The organism is Pseudocalidococcus azoricus BACA0444, from assembly GCF_031729055.1.
In the GTDB taxonomy this organism is placed as follows: domain Bacteria; phylum Cyanobacteriota; class Cyanobacteriia; order Thermosynechococcales; family Thermosynechococcaceae; genus Pseudocalidococcus; species Pseudocalidococcus azoricus.
In genome coordinates this window covers 1-14,795 of sequence record NZ_JAVMIP010000024.1, presented here as the reverse complement: position 1 = coordinate 14,795, position 14,795 = coordinate 1, and the positions used below count along the sequence as shown (strand labels likewise).

14 protein-coding genes and 1 pseudogene are annotated in these 14,795 nt (G+C 49.5%); 3 read left to right on the top strand and 12 right to left on the bottom strand.

The genetic code is table 11. The annotated features are described in order from the left end of the window. Nucleotides 1–60: 60 nt before the first annotated feature. Complete coding sequence (gene rsfS / locus RIF25_RS15500; RefSeq protein ID WP_407682457.1) at nucleotides 61–468, bottom strand: ribosome silencing factor; 408 nt, start codon at nucleotides 466–468, stop codon at nucleotides 61–63. An 83-nt stretch (nucleotides 469–551) separates the two neighbouring features. Next, the gene (gene yqeK / locus RIF25_RS15495) at nucleotides 552–1,172 is read right to left on the bottom strand and encodes a bis(5'-nucleosyl)-tetraphosphatase (symmetrical) YqeK (protein WP_322879426.1); all 621 of its coding nucleotides are present in this window, start codon (nucleotides 1,170–1,172) and stop codon (nucleotides 552–554) included. A gap of 371 nt (nucleotides 1,173–1,543) precedes the next feature. Here yqeK and RIF25_RS15490 point away from each other — a divergent pair, with 371 nt between their 5' ends. Then, nucleotides 1,544–3,187, top strand: coding sequence for a serine/threonine-protein kinase (locus RIF25_RS15490; RefSeq protein ID WP_322879425.1), 1,644 nt, complete (start codon nucleotides 1,544–1,546; stop codon nucleotides 3,185–3,187). Here RIF25_RS15490 and nblS read toward each other — a convergent pair. After that, entirely contained in the window at nucleotides 3,184–5,145 is a 1,962-nt protein-coding gene (gene nblS, locus RIF25_RS15485; protein ID WP_322879424.1) for a two-component system sensor histidine kinase NblS, read from the bottom strand. The two genes, RIF25_RS15490 and nblS, sit on opposite strands and share 4 nt — an antisense overlap. A 305-nt stretch (nucleotides 5,146–5,450) precedes the next feature. On the opposite strand from nblS, the pseudogene RIF25_RS15480 reads away from it, so the two are divergent. Continuing rightward, nucleotides 5,451–5,672: pseudogene (locus RIF25_RS15480) on the top strand (transposase); the annotation flags it as partial. A 55-nt stretch (nucleotides 5,673–5,727) separates the two neighbouring features. Here RIF25_RS15480 and RIF25_RS15475 read toward each other — a convergent pair. The 3 genes from RIF25_RS15475 to lepB all read right to left on the bottom strand — a co-directional run bounded on the left by RIF25_RS15475 (nucleotide 5,728) and on the right by lepB (nucleotide 8,664). After that, nucleotides 5,728–6,969 (bottom strand): acetate/propionate family kinase, encoded by a 1,242-nt coding sequence (locus RIF25_RS15475; RefSeq protein ID WP_407682456.1) that lies wholly within the window; start codon nucleotides 6,967–6,969, stop codon nucleotides 5,728–5,730. A gap of 89 nt (nucleotides 6,970–7,058) precedes the next feature. Further along, complete coding sequence (locus RIF25_RS15470; protein WP_322879422.1) at nucleotides 7,059–7,961, bottom strand: alpha/beta fold hydrolase; 903 nt, start codon at nucleotides 7,959–7,961, stop codon at nucleotides 7,059–7,061. A gap of 40 nt (nucleotides 7,962–8,001) precedes the next feature. Next, nucleotides 8,002–8,664, bottom strand: a complete 663-nt coding sequence (gene lepB / locus RIF25_RS15465; RefSeq protein WP_322879421.1) for a signal peptidase I — start codon at nucleotides 8,662–8,664, stop codon at nucleotides 8,002–8,004. 175 nt (nucleotides 8,665–8,839) lie between these two features. On the opposite strand from lepB, the gene RIF25_RS15460 reads away from it, so the two are divergent. Continuing rightward, nucleotides 8,840–10,159 carry an FGGY-family carbohydrate kinase gene (locus RIF25_RS15460; protein ID WP_322879420.1) on the top strand — a complete coding sequence of 440 codons (1,320 nt, stop codon included), beginning with the start codon at nucleotides 8,840–8,842 and terminating at the stop codon, nucleotides 10,157–10,159. Here the strand turns inward: RIF25_RS15460 and RIF25_RS15455 are convergent. From RIF25_RS15455 to RIF25_RS15430, 6 genes are all read right to left on the bottom strand, one after another. Continuing rightward, entirely contained in the window at nucleotides 10,139–10,609 is a 471-nt protein-coding gene (locus RIF25_RS15455) for a DUF2752 domain-containing protein (protein WP_322879419.1), read from the bottom strand. The genes RIF25_RS15460 and RIF25_RS15455 overlap by 21 nt on opposite strands. A 14-nt stretch (nucleotides 10,610–10,623) precedes the next feature. Beyond that, a complete protein-coding gene (locus RIF25_RS15450) occupies nucleotides 10,624–11,322 on the bottom strand; it encodes an HAD family hydrolase (RefSeq protein ID WP_322879418.1) in 699 nt (232 codons plus the stop codon). 604 nt (nucleotides 11,323–11,926) lie between these two features. Then, on the bottom strand, nucleotides 11,927–13,159 hold the full coding sequence (locus RIF25_RS15445; RefSeq protein WP_322879417.1) for an RNA polymerase sigma factor: 1,233 nt from the start codon (nucleotides 13,157–13,159) through the stop codon (nucleotides 11,927–11,929). Nucleotides 13,160–13,164: 5 nt separating this feature from the next. Next, on the bottom strand, nucleotides 13,165–13,785 hold the full coding sequence (locus tag RIF25_RS15440) for a glutathione S-transferase family protein (protein ID WP_322879416.1): 621 nt from the start codon (nucleotides 13,783–13,785) through the stop codon (nucleotides 13,165–13,167). Nucleotides 13,786–13,802: 17 nt separating this feature from the next. Next, on the bottom strand, nucleotides 13,803–14,138 hold the full coding sequence (locus tag RIF25_RS15435; protein WP_322879415.1) for a YciI family protein: 336 nt from the start codon (nucleotides 14,136–14,138) through the stop codon (nucleotides 13,803–13,805). 318 nt (nucleotides 14,139–14,456) lie between these two features. Beyond that, a partial coding sequence (locus RIF25_RS15430) for a transposase (RefSeq protein ID WP_322879414.1) occupies nucleotides 14,457–14,795 on the bottom strand: 339 nt, incomplete at its 5' end.

Genomic DNA, 14,795 nt, shown 5'->3' with positions numbered 1-14,795 from the left:
GATCCTACACTCTTAGAATTTGACTAAAATTTGACAGTATTCTTGATTCTAACCTTTCTCTTAGCCTTGCTGCGCTTTGACAGGGGGAAAGGGAATCACCTCAGCATGGCCCCAGAAGGCCTCAAGGTTGTAATATTCCCGCTCTTTCGGTAGCAAAATATGGGCAATCACATCCCCGTAGTCCAACAAAATCCAGGTACAGTCAGATAACCCTTCCGTGCGGCCTGGTAGGCGTTGATAGTGGAGTTCTGTGGCAGCGGTGATGGCCTGGGCAATGGCCCGCACTTGGGTTTTAGAGTGACCCGAAGCAATCACAAAGTAGTCAGCCAAATAAGAGACATTGCCCACGGCCAGAATTTGAATGTCAACGGCTTTGCGATCATCCGCCGCTTCGGCCACCGCATAGGCCAAGTCAAGGACTGGATCCGGGGGATAGGCAGGGGCAGTAGCTAAGTTATTCAAACGCAAATCTTCAAGGGGTGAGGGAATCTCGGTCAAGTTGGCTATTGGTAAAGGGCAGTTTTAACAGGGATGATATTCCTAGGATAGCGTTAAGATTTTGATTTGTTCTTGGGGCCTGGGGAGAGTTGTAAGGCCCAGTTTCGGGTTGCAATCATCCGGGGATGAATCAGGCGTTGATGGGTGATCAGATGTGCGAGGGTACGATCACAGGTTTTCCAGACGGCCTGATGGAGGTCAGTTTTGGCCAGATCCCGTAACGCGTCCAGTTCTGGGCTATTCCCCCGGCCAGGTTCCAAACTATCCGCCAGAAAAACTACACAACTGAGCAACCCCATCCCCGGTCGTCCTAAGGTGTGATCCGCCACCGCTGCTAAAATCTCCGCATCCGTCACCTGAAATTCCTTTTGAGCAACCAAGGCACTGACATCGGCATGGAGAAGATGGGGGTCGGCAATATCCACATCCGTGATCTCTAAACGGCTAGCTTCTGCCAACTTAAGGAGTTTTTCAGGGGGGAAATATTTAGCTAAGTCATGGAGTAACCCGGCCTGGGCGGCTGTTTCTGGATTGAGGTGATGCTGAGTGGCTAGGGCCTGAGCCATCTCCTCAACCCGTAAAATGTGCTGTTGCCGAGGCGCGGGGACATGGTGCTTGAGCCAGGCCAAGACCTGCTGCCGATCTAGCACTTGCCTTGAGGAAGATACAGACATTGCAACCCTGATAGTGCCAACAAACCCTTCCGTAAATTTATACTTCTTTGGGGGGAGCGGTCAGCCGTTGAGGGGGATCAGACTATTCTCATTTCAGAATGATATTAAGCTAAACCCTGCCTCGCCAGATTGTAGTCCCGGAACTCACCCCTTGATAGACCATAATAAGGTAAGTCTTATCCCTAAAACTCTGGACTGCGGGGGCATCTCAGTCAACACTCCGTCATAACTTCCGTAATTTTACGGATATGTCACTTTCTTCAAGAGAGAGTATCGTATAAATACGGAAATCGCTGTCAGGTTTCGCCCCCAGGGTTTAGGCTCTCGGCAGTTCAGCGTCATTTTGCTCAACTACTTGTATTCCCAGGCTTATGAGTTACTGCTACAACCCTGCCTGCACAAATCCAGCTAACCCTGATGATGCAACCCTTTGCCAGGCCTGTGGAACAAACCTTCTTCTTCATAATCGCTATCGCTGTACTAAAATTCTTGGTCGGGGAGGATTTGGCACGACCTTTTTAGCGGATGATATGGTTCTTCCTGGCAAGCCCAACTGTGTCATTAAGCAACTCCGCCCTGCCGCCTCTGCCCCCCACATCCTAGATATGGCCCGGCAACTCTTCCAGCGGGAAGCAACAACCCTCGGGAAGGTGGGTAATCATCCCCAAGTTCCGCGTCTGTTGGATTATTTTGAACTGGAGCCAGAGTTTTATCTAGTCCAAGAATATGTTAGTGGTCTCACTCTCCAACAAGAAGTCAAACGCAACGGGCCCATGTCTGAAGGGCAAGTCCGACAAGTGATGTTAGAGGTATTACCAATCCTCGACTACCTCCACAAAATCGAAGTGATCCATCGTGATATTAAACCCGCCAACCTCATCCGGCGCGAGATTGATGGCAAATTGATCTTGATTGACTTTGGGGCGGTTAAGGATCAAGTCAGCCAGGCCATGATGGCCAATCCCCAGGACTACACAGCCTTTACGGCCTTTGCGGTGGGAACCCCTGGTTATGCACCGCCGGAACAAATGGCTATGCGCCCTGTCTATGCCAGTGATATTTACGCCCTAGGCGTAACTTGTATTTACCTGCTCACCGGCAAATCTCCCAAGGATCTGGGTTATGACAACACCACGGGGGAATTTATCTGGCGCAGTCGGGTCAACATCAGTAATGACTTGCAGAACGTGCTTGAAAAAATGACGGAAGTTTCCATTAAGCACCGTTATCAAACCGCTCAGGATGTTCTTCAAGATTTGCAGTTAGTCCAAAAGCGGCTCGATCTACAGCAGTTTTCCAGTCCCTCATCTGTAGGTAGCGACATCAACCAAGGCCTGGCAACGGGGCCGCTCCATTCCCGTCCAGATCCTAGCTCTCGCTCGACGGGAAGTCTGCCAACAACGGTTTCCCCGGCCACCCGTCATGCAGCCAATGCAGCCCGATCTCAGCAAGCCCGCGCTGGCCTACAACCTAACTATTCCCGCTTTGCCCCCCCTTCAACTCGAGTCCCAGCCCGCACCAGTGGAGCCGCCCAAACTCCCCCCAGTCAAGTGAGTTATGACAATAATCCCCACGGCGGTAGTCGTTTAACCCCGCAAACTCTCATGGCTGCCTACAACCGGGGTGAACGGGACTTTTCTGAATCTCGGTTAGATAATTTGGTTTTGCGTAAGGCTAATTTATCCGATGCCCGCTTTGTCCAGGCCTTTCTGCAAAAAGCGGATTTGCGCGGCTGCGTGATGATGAATGTGGACTTTGGGCGAGCCAATTTGGGGGGGGCTAACCTCCGCGATTGCGACTTACGGGCCTCCTACTTTGTGAATGCAGATTTACAGGGGGCTAACTTACAAGGAGCGAACCTGAGAGAGGCTAGCTTGACCAATGCTAATTTGCGGGGCGCGAATCTTCAAAACGCCGATTTAACTGGCTCAAATATTACCCCCAATCAAATTGCCCAGGCCCGCACAAACTGGTTTACGATTCATCCCAATGGCAAACGGGGCATCGGTATCTAGGCTTTGGCAGTAGCAGCTTCAGCTAACATTACATCCAACGTTTCTGGGATGTGAACGGGTAAATCGAACCAAAAGGTACTCCCCACCCCCACTTCGCTGATCACATGGATTTGGGACTCGTGTTTTTGGACAATATCATTGACGATACACAGGCCTAGGCCAGTCCCTTCTAAGGTATGTACCCGGTTCTCAACCCGGACGAAGCGTTCAAAAATCTTCGGTTGATCTTCTGGGGCAATGCCCATCCCTGTATCTGCCACTTCAATCCGCACGGCCTGGGCTGCCAAATCGGCCTGGGGATGCAGATGATAGGCCCGAATCGTCACCTTGCCACCTTCAGGGGTAAACTTAAGGGCATTACCCACAAGGTTTGTGAATACTTGCAAGAGTAAATCATAGTTGCCGCGAATCAGGGGCAGCTCCGGTGTTGACTCTTTAACCAAACTAATTCCCTTATTCTGGGCATTGAGTTGATAGGTGCGCAGGGTTTGTTCAATGGCCTGGCTGAGATCTATGGCCTCAAACTGATAGGAGCGTCCCGATTCCAAACGGGCTAAATCCAAGACATCATTGACCAAGCGCGTCAGCCGATCCGTCTCCTGATTAGCCGTCATCAAAAATTCCTGCTGGCTTTCCACCGGCAAATTATTCCCAAACTCCTGAATCGTCTCAATAATAGACTTGATATTAAACAGGGGAGTGCGGAGTTCATGGGAGACATTACTAATAAATTGACTTTTAGCCTCATTCAGTTCCGTCTCACGGGTAATATCCTGCACCGTAATCGCAATCCCCTTGGGTGTATCGCGACCATCTAAGACTGTTGCCAATAGAATTCGTAGGGTGCGCTGATTGGGTTCGCGCAGTGTGACCCGGAATTCTCCCCCCTCACTTTCCCCACTGGCGGCCTGGAATAGGGGACAAGTTAACCGTTCTGTGACGGCTGCTGGTAGATAGTAAAGAGCATTGCCCCCGAGGACAGGCATCCCTTCCCAGTTAAATAACCGCTGTGCGGCCGGATTCACCAAAATAATCCGCATTTGGGGATCCAGTAGAATTGCGCCATCGGCAATGGTTGAGACCAGGGTTTCTAGTTTTGCTTTTTGGGCCGTCAGTTCCTCAATGTTGTGTTCTTCATAGACCTCTAAGCGTTCCGCCATCTCGTTAAAACTAGAAATTAATTCCCCCAATTCCCCCCCAAAGGGCAAATCAATTCGTTGCTTAAAGTCTCCAGCCGCAATTTTCTTGACCCCTAAGACCAATTCCTTAATGGGTTGGGTAATGGTCAAGGCATTGAAGACACCCCCTAAAATCACCATTACCCAAATCGCCACAAAGACAGCTACGGTTACATTCCGAGTCAAGGCGGCTGATGCGACTACGGTGGGATTAGGATTGATACCAATGGCCAACACTCCCAAGTACTTTTCTTGATAGGCCAAGGGGACAAAGACATCAGCAACTGTGCCATCGGGGGTCGCGTGCTGTCGAACCAGGGGTTCTTTACTCTGGGCATAGCTAGGGGGCAGTTGCATCCGTCGCCGTAATGCGAGGGCACTATTCACTGGTGGGGCGGTGTAGGGGATGCCGTAATAGATCTCCCCATCGCTGTCGGCATAGAGCATATAACGGATACTGGAGCTACGGTTATAAAACTCTTGGGAGAATTCTGCCACTTGAGAATAATCTCCTTGGGCAACCAGGGGGGCCACATCAGCAGCCAAGAGAATCCCTAAGTCACGACCGTAGCGGGTATCGTTGAGCCGGGCTTCTTGTTGAATACTGTTGACCGCCCAAAAGGTGACCGCACTGGTCATTACCGAAACAATTAGCGTAACGGCAACCAGGAGACGGGTTTGAATCTTAAACTCCGACCACCAGCGGGTAATCTGGTCTCGCCAGGAGGGAATAATTTCTGGTTTGGCTATCTGATTGGGGTCAAGCTGGGGGGGGGTCACTGGCTACTATTGCCCTAAACTGTAAACAATCTAATTAAATTATGAAGGTTTATAGCATTAGACAGCCTGTTCTAAGTTGGTAGACATCTCTAAGGCCTGGCAGATCAGCAAAATTGACTGACAACATTGGTAGAGAATCCGCTGTAAGTTAATAAAGCTTTATAATGCATCTATTTTCCAGCATAGACGCAAGAGTCTATGGTCTAAATTATTCCTAGACGGCCAGCATAATTCAATTGCCAACAAATTTCCAGGTTAATTGTTCTTTAAAATTATTCAGACGTGACTTGAGCCAGCTTACCCCTATGCGACGCTATGCCTTGAGAGATGACCAGTGGGCGAAAATAGAACCTCATTGACCGGGGCGACAGAGTCATGTAGGTCGAACTGCAATAGATAGCCGTTTATTTATCGAAGCGGTACTCTACCGATATCGGGCTAGAATTCCCTGGCGTGATTTGCCTGAACGGTTTGGAAATTTTGGGGTTATTCACAGTCAGTTTACCCGTTGCTCTGGCTCTGGAGTCTAGGAACGAGTGTTTAAATCCTCGCCGATGCTGCTGACAATATAGACTGCTGGTTTTATGTTCTTGTTAGATTCTCCCAACAGGCCTGGGCAATGGCCCAATCTTCTTGGGTATGGATCACTAACACCCGGATATGGGAATGAGTCATAGCAATATCCTGATCACGGGGGTGTTGGGAATTGAGGGCTTCATTGAGGTCTAATCCCAACCAGGCCAGGCCATGACAAACATCTCGCCGCACTTGGGGAGAATTTTCACCTACACCGGCCGTAAAGACTAAGGCATCTAAGCGGCCCAGGGCTGGAATTAAACTGGAAATCTTGGCTTGCAGGTGATAAATATACAGGTCATAGGCCAGTTGGGCCTGGGAATTCCCGGTTGCTACGGCTGCCAAAATCTCCCGCAGATCACTACTAATCCCCGATACCCCCACCAGGCCCGATTGACGATTGATTAACTGATCCAACTCCTCAGGGGAATAGCCTTGGCGGGCCAAATACACTAAGATGCCTGGATCTAAGTCGCCACAACGCGTCCCCATCATTAACCCGGCCGTGGGCGTAAACCCCATAGTCGTATCCACACAGCGGCCCTGCTTAACTGCGGCCAGGGAACAGCCATTGCCTAAGTGACAGGTAATGAGGGCTAGATCATGGAGATCACGGTTGAGGATGAGGCTGGCCTGGTGACTGACATGGGCGTGACTGATGCCATGAAACCCATAGCGTTGAATCCCCTGTTCAAAAAGGGCATAGGGGAGGGGATAGATTTTGGCCACAGGGGGCATCTGCCGATGAAAGGCCGTATCAAAGACCGCAACTTGGGGGACGGTTGGGCCTAAGAGTTCCTCCATAACCCCAATTCCATTCAGATTGGCTGGATTGTGGAGGGGGGCAAAGGGAATCGCAGCCGTAATTTCCTGTTTGACAGTCGGGGTAAGCCGCTCTGGACGGGTATAGGTAGGCCCACCATGGACAACCCGATGCCCCACACAATCAATCTCATCAACAGACGTGATCACCGCGGCTGGGCCAGTCCAAAGAGTAGCTAGGAGGGCTTCAATAACGTGGGTGGGAGAGGGGTCGTTGATGTTCCAGGCCAGACTCACCCCAGCTTCGTCAGCACCCTCTGGGTAGGACTGAACCGTTAATTCCGCGTGATCGTCATAATGGCCCCAATCACCACAGCCAGACCAAAGGGGGGGAATCGGTTTTTCCGGCCAAGGTGCATCGTGGGGAAGCTGGTAAAGGCAACATTTCTGACTACTGGAGCCAGCATTGAGGACTAAAATATTCACCAATTGATTCTCAACCCCAAAGGCAAGCAACCCCATGTTAGCTTTGGCCAGGCCGGGGGGAAGCAGACCCAATCCTCAGGGACTCAAGATCAGGTGGCCGATTCGGTCAGTCCCCTAATCCAAGCATCAATGATCCGATTGACATCTTCAGGCCGCTCATCATGAGGACAATGCCCCGCATCTACCAACTCTAATTGGGCGTTGGGATAGTAGGTTTGCAGTTTTTCTGCTTTTTTGACAGACATCCAGGGATCAGCTTCCCCCCAGAGTAAAAGCAGCGGCGTTTGCAATTGGCCCAGAAGCAGATCCAAGGCTCGGCCGGGGGGAGACTTAAACACAGCCCCAAATACCCCCAAGGCCCCTGGATCAAAAGCCGGACGATAAATTTCTTCCACCAAGCGATCAGTCACCGCCGTGGGGTCTTTGTAAACCTTGAGCAACACCTGACGAATTTTGGCGCGTTGTCGCATTTGCATGAATAGAAAAAAGCTGGCAATTTCAACCACAAAGGGTAGTTTTAGAATCGCCCGTTGCAGGTTAAATTTTTCAGGTTGTTGTTCATCACTAAAGGGGCCAGCACAGTTGAGGAGAATTAACCCCTGCACCCATTCAGGACAATCCACGGCAAAACACAGGGCCCCATAGCCTCCCAGGGAATTTCCGGCAATCACCACTGGAGCTTGAATCACCTCTTGGCAAAAATCCCGCAACTGATCCCGCCACAGTTCGCCCGTATAGGTGAGAGTTGGTTTCTCGGAACGGCCAAACCCCAACAAATCAATCGCCCAAACCTGATAGTGCTGGGACAATTCAGCAATATTTTTTCGCCAGTGATCAGTGGATGCGCCAAAGCCATGAACCAGTAAGAGATGAGGCCCCGTTTCTCCCTTTTGGACATAGTGAATCCTATAGGCTCCCCAGGCCCAGTAGTGAGACTCAAGCTGAATATCGTACTGATCTGGTTCCCCAGCCACCTTAACTGCCGTTGTCATGACCCTATTCCCATGCTTTATTAACTTATGTTAAGGGGTTTTAAGGATTTTGGTGGGCCTCCACTTGATTGCCATCGGGGATTACAGACCAACGGCTGGGGGGCCAAAATCGAAACGCGGCCCGCCCAATGATGTGATCTCGCGGCACAACCCCCCAACAGCGACCATCCAAACTATTACCTCGGTTATCTCCTAAGACAAGATAGGAATTGGGCGGAATGGTTTGGGGTTGTCCAAGAAACGGGGTCATCCCGGCGCAGGTATCAATGGTGGTAAAGACAGAGTTGGGTAGATAAGGCTCAGGAAAGGGTTGCCCGTTAATTAAGACACGCCCGGCCTGGATCGCAACGGTATCCCCTGGCATCCCGATAATTCGTTTAATAAAAGCATCCCGAAAGCCCACGGCCTGGAGTGTATCCGTTGGATTAAAGACGACAATATCGCCGCGATGGGGGGGATGAAAGTAGTAGCCAACTTTTTCCACAATCAAGCGGTCGTTAATTTCCAAGGTCGGCTCCATTGATCCAGAGGGGATATAGCGAGCTTCTGCCACAAATGTCCGAATCCCAAAGGCTAGGATTAAAGCGAGTCCCAAGGTTTTAAGAACTTCAACCCACCAGGCCTCAGATTTTTCCGGGGGCGTGGTTTGTAGGTTCAAATCGGCATGATCCTTATCTGTCGGCTGGAGGCCACCATCAGTCATAGTTATGTTCCGTTATGGGAGTTTAAGCAGCAGAATTAAAGACGTGACCCACCGAGGAAAACCAATTGGCCACAAAAATTCATAAGCTAATTCTATCAACTAGACCCGCAGGATTAAGGATAGGTCAGGATTACCGCGCCAAGGCAGGGACAGCCTATCTGGGTCAGGAAACATCATGAGTTATTACTTAGGCCTAGACTTTGGCACATCGGGGGCAAGGGCCATTGTCATTGATCCAGGCCAAGGAATTCTCCACCAGGCCCAGGTCAGTCATCCCCTCAACATCAGTTCCGCATCCTGTTCACTGTGGCAAACTCAACTGGATCAGCTATTGCAGCAAATTCCTCACGACCTGAAAGGGAACCTGGAACGAATCGCCATTGATGGGACTTCCAGTACGGTCTTAATTTGTGATGGACAGGGACATCCTCTCAGGGACGCACTTTTATATAACAACAACCAGGCCGGGGATGTTCTCAATACCCTGAAAATTATTGCCCCTGCCGATCATGTTGTTCTTGCCGCCACCTCCAGTTTGGCCAAGTTACTTTGGCTCCAAGGCCAGCCGGAGTTTCCCGCCGCACGATATTTCCTCCACCAGGCCGATTGGTTAGGATTTTTACTCCATGGCCAACTCGGAATCAGTGATTATCACAATGCCTTAAAACTGGGCTATGACCCGGCCCGTGAAGTCTATCCCGATTGGTTTCAACATCCAGTTTTAGCTCCACTTCATCCCTTCTTGCCGAAAGTTGTTGCCCCTGGAACAGTCATTGCTCCCATTAGCTCCCAGGCCGCAACCCGATGGCAGATTAACCCTACCTGTGCAATTTGTGCCGGAACAACGGATAGTATGGGGGCATTTTTAGCATCTGGGGCCACGGCATTGGGTACGGCTGTCACCTCTCTTGGCTCCACCTTAGTCCTAAAACTCATTAGCCCAATCCCGATCCAGGCCAGTGCTTACGGCATTTATAGTCATCGCTGCGGAGATTACTGGCTTGTGGGGGGGGCCTCTAATTGTGGGGGAGCCATCCTGAAGGAGTTTTTTACGGATCAGGAATTAGAGTCTCTCAGTGCAGCCATTAACCCAGATATTCCCAGTGAATTGGATTATTACCCCCTCCCTCAGGCGGGTGAGCGTTTCCCAATCCATGACCCAGATTTACAACCCCGCCTCGATCCAAAACCTGAGCATCCCCAAGAGTTTTTACATGGCCTGCTGGAGAGTTTGGCCCGGATTGAAGCCCAGGGATACCGGTTATTAGTTAGTTTGGGGGCCAGTCCGCTGAAAAGGGTCTATACCGCTGGGGGTGGGGCCAAAAACGGGGCCTGGACTAAGATTCGCACCCGAGTGTTAGGTGTACCCGTTCAAGCCTCGCCCCAAACCGAAGCCGCCTATGGGACTGCATTACTGGCTTTACGGGGCCTGGCAGCCTATGAAAACTTAGCCCAGAAGTTGCCCGCAAGTCCCTTAAAAGTATTGGGTAATTAACTGCCAGGGATGGGCGTAAAAGTTGCCAATATGAGTTAAGCTCGCAATCCGTAATCCGTAATAAAGTAAATAAACTAGAAATATATATTTCCAGGTTGCAAAATAGGTTAAAGGATGAAATGGAGTTTTAGTTAAGCGGCGATTTTGGCTCAACTCCAGGCCCATGCAAATGGCAATACCCACAAAGGTGAGGAAAAATAGCGGGCCAAAGGCATGAAAACTCAAAGCCTGATGCATATCTCCCCGGACTAGGGCCATAAACGAGCGACTTAAACCACAACTGGGGCAAGGGATTCCGGTCCAATTTAACATCGGGCAAATGGTAAATCCAGGTTGTAATCCAAAGTTGAGAACTACAGCCCCGATTAAGGGAAATGTCGCCAGGCCCAAAAATCCCCAGCGGGTGCGCTTTTCTTGGGGACTTAAAACTGCTGTGGCAAAGTCGAACATTAGCCAAATTACTCCTACACACAGGCCTGGGCTAAGGGTAATAATTCCCCCAAGCGAGCATCTGTAAAATCTTGAATACAGGCTGAAGCTCCCTTCTCGATCAATTCTGGCTCTGAGTGGAGGGTTAAAACGCCCCAACAAGCCATCCCGGCCCGCCAAGCTGCTTCCACCCCGGCCACGGCATCTTCAAAAACTAGGCAATCCTTTGGCTCCACCCCCAACCGTTCGGCCACCAATAAATAACACTGCGGATCCGGCTTTCCCTGCTGCACATCCACTTCCGTCACCCGCACTGGAAAGAAATCCCCCAGGTTTTCCCAGGCCATGATTAAATCCACATTCTCTTGACTGGCCGAAGTCCCCAGGCCCAGCTTCAATCCAGCGGCTTTAGCACCCTTAAGAAACTCTAAAACTCCAGCTAATCCCGTTAACTCTGGGGCAATCAACTCCCGAAAGATGGCATCCTTCTTCCGCCCCAATTCATCAACCTCAGCTTGACTGACCGGCCGCCCCAATAATTCCGGTAATAGCTCACAGTTACGTTTGCCCCCCATCGTTTGCAGTTTGGCCCGATCCACCGCCGCCAAGGCCGGAGTCCGCTGAATATAGGTATGCCAAGCCTGTAGATGGTAGGCCATCGTGTCACAAAGAACCCCATCCATATCAAAAATCAAGGCCTGGGGCTGAGGACAAACGTGGGGCGCAAAAGCCATGAATTACACCTCAAAAAATTAGGATTGGGTCACAAAGGCAGAATGGTTATGCCAAGACGGGTGTATTATCCCATCCCTTGGTTAAAATTTGTTTCAACTTGGACTGAATACTGCTTTTAAGTTCCTTATTTTGGATGTAGGAGTTTTATTCCTGCAAGATATTAGACAGAAGGTAGCATCAAATAAAAGACTGCTTTAAATTTTGTGGTACTGATTCTGGGGGCTAGATTTAGCACTCTGATTCGATCAATTTTTTCCAATTCGCTTGCTCTGTGGATGTGATCTTCTCAATTGCCATATCTAAATCGATTCCAATCAGAGGCTTGACCGGTTTCTGTATTAGATGAATCAGACCCAGAAGCGTTATATTCTGTTGTAAAACTCCTGCTCACAACCCAACTAAATTCAGCAATTAGACTATAATTTGCGAAGCAAGATTAGCTCTGGGAGTAATTTATTAATGCTGACGCACTATGTATCCAGAGGTGTCTCCACACAAGCTTTTTTAGTAGTCTATGTGGCTGGATTTCTGGCATCAAAACTTCCTTAGACCTTATACCATCCGCTCCACTGTGTTGTTATTCTGTCGCAAATTTGTTACATCTCAAGCATCCAATCTAAAAGATTGAGCCAGAAGGAACTCGCGTATAGCCGAGTTTTCTGTCAAACCGATCGCCCTCGAATAGGCTTGTTGAGCGGCAGATTGATGCCCTAACCACTTGAGTAAGTGAGCTTTCAGAGCCCAATAGGGTTGGTAATTTTTCACGCCTTCGGGAGGGAGTGTTTCGAGTAGTTGTAAGCCACGGTCTAATCCTTGCGTTTCGACAATCGCCGCAGCATAGCTCACCAATGCCCCTAGAGTCGGTGAAAGCTGAATCAAACCCTCATATAGCAATGCCAGTGCATGCCAATCAATTTGCTGAGTTACCATACGCTGGGCGTGTAGGGATTGGATGGCTGCTTCAAGCTGAAAGCGTCCTAATTGCTTAAACGTGGCCGCATGAGCCAATTCCCACTCGGCTTCATCGATCATCGGTTGTGACCAGAGAGTCATATCCTGCTGTAGCAAAGGCACATAGCCACCCAAATCATCGCAACGAGCTTCACTGCGGGCTTCACAGTAGAGCATTAGTGCCAACAGTCCTCGTGCTTCTGGTTCTGCCGGCATTAGTTGAACACATAGGCGCGCTAACCAGATTGCTTCTGTTGTGAGTCCCCTGTATCCTGGATCGCTGCCAGCCACCGTCTCCCACCCCGTCGTGTAGGCGACATAGATGGCTTCCAGCACCGCGGACAACCGCAACGGTAATTCCTCTACCGTGGGTAATTCAAAGCCAATGCCTGCATCTCGAATTTTTGCCTTTGCCCGCACGAGTCGTTGCCCCATTGTGGCGGGTGCGACTAAAAAGGCTGAGGCAATCTGAGCCGCATTTAGACCAAGAACCGTTTGCAGCATCAAAGGCGTATGGAGCGATGTATCAATGGCAGGATGGGCACAGACAAAGAGTAATTTCAGACGATTATCAGGGAAGGCAACATCTTCTAGAGCACGGCCAGATTGGTCTTCCAGCACTGATTCTGCCAGAACATGGAGGGCGAGATTTTGAACTTGGCTGCGCCGCGCGGTATCAATCAATCGATTCCGCGCTGTTACGAGCAGCCATGCTTCAGGATTTTCAGGGATGTTGCTCTCTGACCAGGTTTTTAAGGCAGCCAGAAAAGCGTCGCCAAGGGCATCTTCTGCCGCCCCAATGTCCTGCGATCGCGCCGCCAAATAAGCAATAAGACGACCATAGGAATTGCGTGCGGCTAATTCTGCTGCTTGATGTGCATCCATCCGTTTTACTGGCCTCCTGGTACGGTTTTTTCCCAGGCGGGTAACTGCTCAATGCGAGCATACCAACTGCGAATGTGAGGATAATTCTCTAAAGGAAAGCGCCCTGGTATGGCATAGGTCAAATCACTGGCCACCGAAAAGTCAGCCAAGGTCAGGCTGTCGTTCACTAAGAATTTGCGTTCTGCCAGATGAGCATTTAGTGGGATCGCCGCTTTGTGGAATTGCTCTGTTGCCTTTTCAATCACATGGGGATCAGGATCGCCCAGTTGCAGCAGGGGTTTGACAAAATTCTCATATTGCAACGGCTGACAGATGGGATACCAGTGAGCAAGTTGCCAGCTTTGCCAACGCATAATATCTGCACGGCTCCTCCAATCCTCAGGCCAGAGCGTGTTCGGGAGTAGACTCGCCAGATATTGCATAATCGCAGTGGATTCCCAGAGGATAAAGTCTCCATCTTGTAAAACCGGAGTCCGCCCTGTAGGGTTTAATTTGAGAAATTCCGACGCGCACTGTTCGTTTTTCTGCAAATTCACCAACTGTAGTTCCAGAGGAAGTTCTAGATAAATAGCGACAGCATGAGCTTTGCGCGTGTTGGGAGAGGGGGGAAAGTAATATAGTTTCATTCGAGGTTTTCCTAGCACTAATTCATGGGTAATAGAGGTCGGACTTCCACAGCACAGTTGCTTGCGGCGGGACAGCGTGCGGCCCAATCCAATGCTGCATCTAGATCAGCGACATCGATAATAAAGAAGCCACCCAGTTGCTCTTTGGTATCGGCATAAGGGCCATCTTGCACATCCCGTTGTCCGTTTTGGAGACGAACGGTTGTGCCTGTGTGACTAGGATGGAGTGCCGCACCTCCTGCCATGACCCCTGCCGCTACAAGAGCCTGTGAGTAGGCATTGTAAGCAGGCATGAGGATTTCCCGGTTAGCAAAATCTTGCTCTGTCTCGTAAACCAAAATGGCGTACTTCATAATTAAATCCGTCTTGGGTGAACTGATCGCACAGAGGTCTTCTATGCGCTCTATCTCTATAACGGATGAAGCTTAGCTATTTCGACAGGAATCAAGATCTTTTTGGCCGATTGATCTTTAATCATAGCAATCCGTTTTTAAACATGAGAATATAGTATGGATAATCTCATGGACAAACTCAATCAATTTATAGATATAGCAAACAGTAATTATTCATGAGAAAATACCATACATACTCAAATGAGAAGAATGGAGAACAAAATGACTTAAAAACAGTTCAAATAGATATTTTGTAATTTTAAACGTCTTCAATAAGTGTCACACTTTCCTTAAGAAGTTTTTAACTTGCAGCCACACTGCTTCAATCGGATTTTGTTCCGGTGCGTATGGGGCTAATTTGATGCAGTAAATCCGCCATTCTTGTTCTGACTTATCTCCATTGACTTGATGTAAATATTTACGGAAATCATCACTGTTATGATATGCTGCACCATCCCAAATCACCATAATTTTCTGATTCAGATAAGTTGTCCTTATCGCTTTGATAAACTGAATAGTATTCTGACTATTTCCACTCGAATAAGGTTTGACAATTAGGCGACCTGTGACATAGTTTATTGCACCATAATCGGTTCGCCTCTCCTTTATATTCTTGAT

Coding starts and splice junctions, on each gene's coding strand:
- RIF25_RS15445 (WP_322879417.1), bottom strand. CDS start 13,159: ATGGATGCACATCAAGCAGCAGAATTAGCCGCACGCAATTCCTATGGT.
- RIF25_RS15455 (WP_322879419.1), bottom strand. CDS start 10,609: ATGTTCGACTTTGCCACAGCAGTTTTAAGTCCCCAAGAAAAGCGCACC.
- yqeK (WP_322879426.1), bottom strand. CDS start 1,172: ATGTCTGTATCTTCCTCAAGGCAAGTGCTAGATCGGCAGCAGGTCTTG.
- RIF25_RS15450 (WP_322879418.1), bottom strand. CDS start 11,322: ATGGCTTTTGCGCCCCACGTTTGTCCTCAGCCCCAGGCCTTGATTTTT.
- RIF25_RS15470 (WP_322879422.1), bottom strand. CDS start 7,961: ATGACAACGGCAGTTAAGGTGGCTGGGGAACCAGATCAGTACGATATT.
- RIF25_RS15440 (WP_322879416.1), bottom strand. CDS start 13,785: ATGAAACTATATTACTTTCCCCCCTCTCCCAACACGCGCAAAGCTCAT.
- RIF25_RS15490 (WP_322879425.1), top strand. CDS start 1,544: ATGAGTTACTGCTACAACCCTGCCTGCACAAATCCAGCTAACCCTGAT.
- lepB (WP_322879421.1), bottom strand. CDS start 8,664: ATGACTGATGGTGGCCTCCAGCCGACAGATAAGGATCATGCCGATTTG.
- RIF25_RS15435 (WP_322879415.1), bottom strand. CDS start 14,138: ATGAAGTACGCCATTTTGGTTTACGAGACAGAGCAAGATTTTGCTAAC.
- RIF25_RS15460 (WP_322879420.1), top strand. CDS start 8,840: ATGAGTTATTACTTAGGCCTAGACTTTGGCACATCGGGGGCAAGGGCC.